This window comes from Poseidonibacter sp. (assembly GCF_041821165.1).
GTDB lineage: Bacteria > Campylobacterota > Campylobacteria > Campylobacterales > Arcobacteraceae > Poseidonibacter.
In genome coordinates this window covers 1-7,462 of sequence record NZ_JBGUES010000114.1, presented here as the reverse complement: position 1 = coordinate 7,462, position 7,462 = coordinate 1, and the positions used below count along the sequence as shown (strand labels likewise).

6 protein-coding genes are annotated in these 7,462 nt (G+C 28.7%); 5 read left to right on the top strand and 1 reads right to left on the bottom strand.

Annotated features, from left to right (window positions below):
* The 5 genes from ACERKK_RS09185 to ACERKK_RS09165 all read left to right on the top strand — a co-directional run.
* On the top strand, window positions 1-666 hold a 666-nt coding region (locus ACERKK_RS09185), incomplete at its 5' end, for a branched-chain amino acid ABC transporter permease (RefSeq protein WP_373772786.1).
* Window positions 666-1,445, top strand: a complete 780-nt coding sequence (locus ACERKK_RS09180; protein WP_373772785.1) for an ABC transporter ATP-binding protein — start codon at window positions 666-668, stop codon at window positions 1,443-1,445. The genes ACERKK_RS09185 and ACERKK_RS09180, both read left to right, overlap by 1 nt.
* A complete protein-coding gene (locus ACERKK_RS09175) occupies window positions 1,445-2,167 on the top strand; it encodes an ABC transporter ATP-binding protein (protein WP_373772784.1) in 723 nt (240 codons plus the stop codon). The genes ACERKK_RS09180 and ACERKK_RS09175 overlap by 1 nt, the downstream gene beginning before the upstream one ends.
* Before the next feature lie 131 nt (window positions 2,168-2,298).
* The gene (locus tag ACERKK_RS09170; RefSeq protein WP_373772783.1) at window positions 2,299-5,868 is read left to right on the top strand and encodes a proline dehydrogenase family protein; all 3,570 of its coding nucleotides are present in this window, start codon (window positions 2,299-2,301) and stop codon (window positions 5,866-5,868) included.
* A gap of 53 nt (window positions 5,869-5,921) precedes the next feature.
* Window positions 5,922-7,049 carry a DUF3095 family protein gene (locus ACERKK_RS09165; protein WP_373772782.1) on the top strand — a complete coding sequence of 376 codons (1,128 nt, stop codon included), beginning with the start codon at window positions 5,922-5,924 and terminating at the stop codon, window positions 7,047-7,049.
* Window positions 7,050-7,096: 47 nt separating this feature from the next.
* Here the strand turns inward: ACERKK_RS09165 and ACERKK_RS09160 are convergent.
* Window positions 7,097-7,462 (bottom strand): isocitrate/isopropylmalate family dehydrogenase (locus tag ACERKK_RS09160; protein ID WP_373772781.1); only part of this gene is annotated, 366 nt, incomplete at its 5' end.

The following is a 7,462-nucleotide window of genomic DNA, read 5'->3' as shown; positions in this document are numbered from 1 at the left end:
ATTATTCATCTAAGAGGTGATTATTTATTAGTTGCTACTATTGGATTTAATATTATTTTTGAACAAGTTTTATCAAATGATGTATTTGGTTTAACAGGTGGTCCAAATGGTATTTTTGGAATTGATGTTGTAAGAGTTTTTGGATATGAATTATGGTCTGACAGAGCTATTTATTATATGGCATTTGGATTGCTTTTAATTACATTTTTAATTATTAGAAATCTTGATAATTCTAAATATGGACGTGCTTTATATTATATAAATAAAGATGAAATAGCAGCTAAATCTATGGGTATTAATATTTCATATTATAAATTATTTGCTTTTGCTTTAGGTGCTGCAATTGCGGGTGCTGCGGGTGCTGTATTTGCTATTCAGTATTCTGCTGTAAGTCCTGAGTCATTTAACTTTATGCAATCTGTTATGTTCTTTGCTATTGTTTTAGTTGGTGGGTCTGCTTCTGTTCCTGGGATTATTATTGGAACATTTGTAATGTTTGTATTACCAGAATTATTTACAGAGTTTAAAGAATCAAGATACTTAATCTTTGGTGCTGCTATGGTTCTTACTATGATTTTAAGACCTAATGGTGTATGGCCTGCAAAATTTGGAAATATACCAGATTTTTTAAAGAAAAAAGTTAATAAAGAAAAAGGAGCTAAATAATGGAATATGTATTAGAGATAGAAAATGTTTCAAAATTCTTTCATGGTTTAGTTGCTATTGATGATTTAACAATAAAAGTTAAACCTGGTCAAATTTATGGAATTATTGGTCCAAATGGAGCTGGTAAAACTACACTTTTTAACTGTGTTACGGGTATTTATACTCCAGAAAAAGGAAGTATTAAATATAAAGGTGAAAATATAACAGGTATGAGTCCTCATAAAATTGCACAAAGAGGAGTTCTTCGAACATTTCAAAATATTAGACTTTTTAAAGAAATGAGTGTTGCTGAAAATATTATTGCAGGAACACATACAAAGTCTAATCAAAAATGGTATCACGCTATTGTTCATACACCTTCTTATAAAAAAGATGAGATGAAACACTGGAAAAAAGTTGAAGAACTTATGGAATTTTTTGGACTTAGCAAATATGCAGATACTCCAGCTGGTGATTTATCATATGGAAACCAAAGAAAAATTGAGATGGCAAGAGCATTAGCTGCAAATCCAGAAATTCTAATTTTAGATGAACCAGCAGCTGGTTTAAATGAAAATGAAACAATTGAATTAACAAATATCATTTTAAAAATTAAACAGATGGGTCTTGGAATTATGATGATTGAACATGATATGGAGATGGTTATGAAATTAACTGATTACATAACTGTTATTAACTTTGGAAAAGAGATTTCTCAAGGTGAACCTTCATTTGTTCAAGATGACCCAAGAGTTATTGAAGCTTATATTGGAACAGATGATGATGAGGAGGATGAGTAATGGTAAATAATGAAATATTATTAGATATAAAAGACCTTCATGTATCGTATGGAGCAATTTCAGCAATTAAAGGTATTTCTTTACAAGTAAAACGTGGAGAAGTTGTAACAATTCTTGGTGCTAATGGTGCTGGAAAAACAACAACTTTACAAACAATATCAGGACTAATAAAAGCAAAAAGTGGAAATATTATTTTTGATAAAAATGATATTACAAAATGTGAAGCTCATGATATTGTATCTTTAGGAATGTCTCATTCACCAGAAGGACGAAGGGTTTTTGGAACACTTAGTGTTGAAGAAAATCTTATGATGGGTGCATATACTTTAAAAAATCATGATAAAGAAACACTAGAGTGGATTTATGATATTTTGCCAAGATTAAAAGAAAGAAGAAAGCAACTTGCAGGAACGCTTTCAGGTGGTGAGCAACAAATGCTTGCAATTGGTAGGGCAATTATGTCTAAACCAAAACTTTTAATTTTAGATGAACCATCTTTAGGACTTGCTCCAATTTTAATTAAAGCAATTTTTAAAGCTGTAAAGGTAATCGCTCAAAGTGGAGTAACTGTGTTATTAGTTGAACAAAATGCAAAAGCTGCATTAAAATTAGCTGATCGTGCTTATGTACTTGAAGTTGGAAAAATTACACATGAGGGAACAGCTGAAGAATTGTTAAATTCTAAGACAATTCAAGAAGCATATTTAGGAAAAAAACATTAATAAATAAACCATTGAAGAAAAGTAGAAAGAAGGGGAATACTTGGCGGCATTTCCCCTCCATACAGACAAAAAAGCCTAACTGTAAGCTACTTGAAACTTTGTTAAAAACAAATTAATTTTAAGGATTTAAAATGAGAAATGAAAAAGAACTTGTTGATTCTGCGATAAAATTAGCAGAAAAGTGGCAAAATAGAGCAACAGAACTTGTAAGTGATTTTGATAAGCAATTTTATATAAAAATGAATAAAATGCTTGAACATCCAAAAGATAAAGCACTTTTAATTGAGCTTATGGATCAATGTTTTAGAGCTGAATCTAATGCAAGAATAGCAGACCAAATCTGTTTTTTATTAGAAAAACATGGAATGGCACATTTCTTTACTACAAAAGATAAAACACTACTATATCTTTTTACTAATATTGGTAAATATTTACCAAATTTATCAGTTCCTTTATTTGTAAATCAAATTAGAGAAGATACAAAAACAGTAGTAATTAAAGGTGAAGAAGAGATTTTTAATGCTCATCTTAAAAAAAGAAAAAGTGAAGGAACAAGAGTAAATATTAATCTTATTGGTGAAGTAGTTTTAGGTGAAGAAGAAGCTAGTGAAAGAATGGAAAAATATTTAAAAGCTATTGCTAATCCTAATGTTGATTATTTATCAATTAAAATATCTACAATCTTTTCTCAAATTAATCCTTTAGATTTTGATAATACTGTAAAAATATTAGTTGAAAAATTAACAAAAATTTATGCACAAGCACAAAAATATCCATATATTAAACCTGATGGAACAAAAATTAATAAATTTATAAATCTTGATATGGAAGAGTATAGAGATCTAGCAATTACAGTTGAAGTATTTAAGCAAACTCTTGACCTTCCACAATTTAAAGATTTCTATGCTGGAATTGTATTACAAGCATATTTACCTGATTCATTTCTTTGGCAAAAAGATTTATGTGATTGGGCAAGAAATAGAGTGAAAAATGGTGGAAGCCCTATTAAGTTTAGACTTGTTAAGGGTGCTAATATGGAAATGGAAGAGACAGAAGCTAGCCAAAAACATTGGGAAATGGTTACATATGTAGATAAAAGTGATACAGACTCAAACTATAAAAGAATGGCAAGATATGCACTTTTAAAAGAAAATGCTCCTTATATGCATATAGGAACGGCTTCTCATAACTTATTTGAATTAGCATTTGCAACTATAATGGCCCAAGAAAATAATACTAGTGAATTTCATACTTTAGAAATGCTAGAAGGTATGAGTGAATCTGCACGTTTAGCAATTAAAGAAATTTCTAAAGAAGTGATTTTATATGCTCCAACTGCATCTAAAGAACAATTTACAAATGCAATTGCTTATTTAGTTAGAAGACTTGATGAAAATACAGGTCCAAATAACTTTATTAGATACTCATTTGGATTAACAGTTGGTTCTAAAGATTGGAAAATGCAAGAAAAATTATTTAGAGAATCTTTTGAAGTTGAAAAAACATCTTTTGTAGGTTCTAAAAGAACTCAAAATAGATTAGAAGAAAAATGGGATAAATTCAGTAATTCATCTTATGATACAAACTCTTATTGTGCAGAAGCAGATACTGATTTTATTTTAAGTAAAAACCATGAATGGGCTAAAAATATTGTAAAAAAATGGAAACATTCATCTAATACAGTTCATACTATTGCTCCTATTGTTGTAGGAGGTAAAGAGTTAATAGGTGAGAGAAAAATTTATGATGCAATTGATAAATCACAAATACAAAATAATGTTCTTGCAGGTAGATTTGCTATGGCAAATGAAGATGATATTAAAAAAGCGGTACAAGTAGCCAAAGATGATGTTGATGGTTGGAGAGATTTAACTCATGCCCAAAGACATGAAGCCTTAAAAAAAGTTGCTATTAAAGTAAGACAGAGAAGAGATGATTTAATTGGTGTTGCTGCTGCTGAGGTTGGTAAGGTATTTACTGAAACTGATGTTGAAGTTTCTGAATCAATTGATTTTATTGAATTTTATTCACATGCAGTTAGACATTTTGAAGCTTATGAAAATTTAGAAATTAAAGGCAAAGGTGTGGGTGTTGTAGTTCCTCCTTGGAATTTCCCTATTGCTATTCCTTTAGGTGGTGTTGCTGCTTCATTAGCTGCTGGTAATACAGTTATTATTAAACCTGCATCTGTTGCTGCTTTATGTTCTTATGAAATGTGTAAATGTTTCTGGGATGCTGGAATTTCAAAAAATACTCTTCAATTTATTCCTTGTCCAGGAGCACTTGCAGGTGAGCATTTAATTCCTAATAAAGATGTTGACTTCTTAATTTTAACAGGTGGTGAAGATACAGCAGCAACTATGTTAGAAACTAGAAATGATCTATTTTTATCAGCTGAAACTGGTGGAAAAGATGCAACTATTGTTACAAATATGGCAGATAGAGAACAAGCTGTTAAAAATGTATGTCAAAGTGCATTTGGAAACTCAGGTCAAAAATGTTCAGCTACTTCACTATTAGTTTTAGAAGAAGAAGTTTATAATGATGCAGGATTTAAAAAAGCATTAATAGATACAGCATCTTCTATGAATGTTGGTTCTATTTGGGATTTTAAAAATAGAATTGGAACATTAGCTAATAAAGTAAGTGGGAATCTTCAAAAAGCATTAGAAAATAACGAAGGTGATGAAACGTGGGCATTAGCTCCTTCATATGTAGATGGCAACCCTTATATGTTAAAACCATCAATTAAATGGGGAGTATCAGAAGGTAGTTTTATTCATATGAATGAATTATTTGGACCAGTGTTAGCTGTAATTAAAGCAAATGATTTAAAACATGCTGTAAATATTGTAAATGCTACTGGTTATGGACTTACATCTGGAATTGAGTCTTTAGATGAAAGAGAAGTTTCTTATTGGAAAGAAAATCTAAAAGCTGGTAACCTTTATGTAAATAGAGGAACAACAGGAGCAATTGTATTAAGACAGCCATTTGGTGGAATGGGTAAATCAGCAATTGGTGCTGGAAGAAAAGCAGGTTTTTATAACTACATAACACAATTTGTAGAAGTTAATGAAAAAACTTCACCACATACATCAAAAAAATATGATAATGAATTAACTCAATTTATTTCAAAATGCAAAAATACTTTAAATAATAAAGAAGATTTTGAAAAATTAGAAGTTTCTTTACAATCATATTTAGAAAATTATAAAAATGAATTTTCAAAAGAAAAAGATTATGCAAATGTTAGAGGAGAAGATAACCACTTTAAATATATTCCTTTAGATAATGTATTAATTAGAGTTTCAAGTGATGATACTATTTTTGAAACAGTTTCAAGAATTTTAGCAGCACGTGTGTCAAAAGTACATTTTAAAGTATCTATTGAAAATAATGATTTAGTTAAGTCATTTTTGCAAAGTGCTAAAGAGTTATTTACAAATAGAGATTCTTTAGTAGAACAAAGTGAAAAAGATTTTATTAAAACAATATCTAGATATGATAGAGTAATTTACTCAGATATTACAAAAGTATCAGCTGAGGTATTTAAAGAATCTGCAAAAACATTAACATTTATAGTAAGAGCTAAACCAATGATGGAAGGTAGATTAGAGTTATTAAACTACTTTATTGAGCAATCAATTTCACATTCATTTCATAGATATGGTAATATTGGGGCAAGAGATATAAACTAAGAGGGCTTTTGCCTTCTTTCATAAGTAATAATTACTAAACAATTGGATTAATTATGAATGAAAACTTTTATTTAAACTTAGAATCAATAAATAACTTAAATGATATTTTGGATAATAAAAAATATAAAGCTATTCCTACAACTTGGTCTATTGTAATAACAGATGTAAAAAACTCTACAGAAGCTATAAAAGAAGGTAAATATAAAAATATAAATTTTGTAGGTGCAATATCAATAATTGCAATACTAAATATTAATAAATTATTAGATTTACCTTTTGTTTTTGGTGGAGATGGCTCTTTTATATTAATTCCAAATAGTTTACTTTTTGATACAAAACAAGCCTTGGTTCATATACAAAAACTAGCAAAAGAGAAATATTTTTTAGATTTAAGAGTTGGAATTATTCCAATTAATGATATATATCTACAAAATAAAAAAGTACAAATTACAAAGCTAAAATTAAAAGATGAATCTTCACAAGCAATTATTAAAGGTGGAGGATTAGAACTATCAGAAGAGCTTCTTAAAAATTCACAAAAATATATAATAGATGAAAAACCTGATGAAAAATTCAACTTAGATTTAGAAGGCTTAGAGTGTAGATGGAAACAAATAAATTCACCAAAAGATAAAACATTATCAATAATCTTAAAATGTGAGAATGATTTATATTATAAAGAGGTTTTAGATAGTTTTGAAAGAATTATTGGTGATAAAAACAGTAGAAGTCCGCTAAGTTTAGATAATCTAAAATTATCTTTTGATAATAATGATTTAGATACTGAAGCTTTATTATATTGTAAAAACAAAAAAGAAAAATTTATTAATATCTTAAAATTTAAATTTATAAATATTCTTGGATATTTTCTAATAAGATTTAAAATCGGACAATGGGCTAATTATAAAAATAGAATATCATCAACTATTGATTCTGAAAAATTTGATGATTTACTTAGAATGGTTGTATCAACAACAAATAAACAAACCAAAGAGTTAAAAGACTATTTGCAAGAAGAGTATAAAAAAGGCAAGTTAGTTTATGGTGTACATGAGTCTAAATCTGCTTTAATGACCTGTTTAATATTTCAAAGACATGGTAAGCATATTCATTTTATCGATTCTTCAGATGGCGGATATTCACTAGCAGCATATGCTTATAAAAAAAGGAAGAATAAATAATGTAAAAAGTTTAAGAGGAAAAGACTATCCTCTTAAGTCTCCAAATTTTATTTAATTTTTAAATATCTAGTAATTGTTTCACCCATTTCAGTAGTAGATAAAACTTCTTTTGCATCAAATTCAGCTAAATCTTTTGTTCTATAACCGTCTTTTAATACATTTTTAATTGCATTTGTAATCATATCTGCTGCTTTTTCTTCACCTAATGAATATCTTAACATCATTGCTGCACTTTCAATTGTTGCAATTGGATTAGCAATTCCTTGTCCTGCGATATCTGGTGCTGATCCATGTATTGGCTCATAAATTGCAGTTTTATCACCTGTTGATGCTGATGGCAATAATCCAATTGAACCAACTACCATTGAAGCTGTATCAGATAAAATATCTCCAAAAATATTTCCTGTTACTAT

Bases quoted from the DNA above. Each gene is read 5' to 3' on its own strand.
- ACERKK_RS09180 (WP_373772785.1), top strand. From the start codon at position 666: ATGGAATATGTATTAGAGATAGAAAATGTTTCAAAATTCTTTCATGGT.
- ACERKK_RS09175 (WP_373772784.1), top strand. From the start codon at position 1,445: ATGGTAAATAATGAAATATTATTAGATATAAAAGACCTTCATGTATCG.
- ACERKK_RS09170 (WP_373772783.1), top strand. From the start codon at position 2,299: ATGAGAAATGAAAAAGAACTTGTTGATTCTGCGATAAAATTAGCAGAA.
- ACERKK_RS09165 (WP_373772782.1), top strand. From the start codon at position 5,922: ATGAATGAAAACTTTTATTTAAACTTAGAATCAATAAATAACTTAAAT.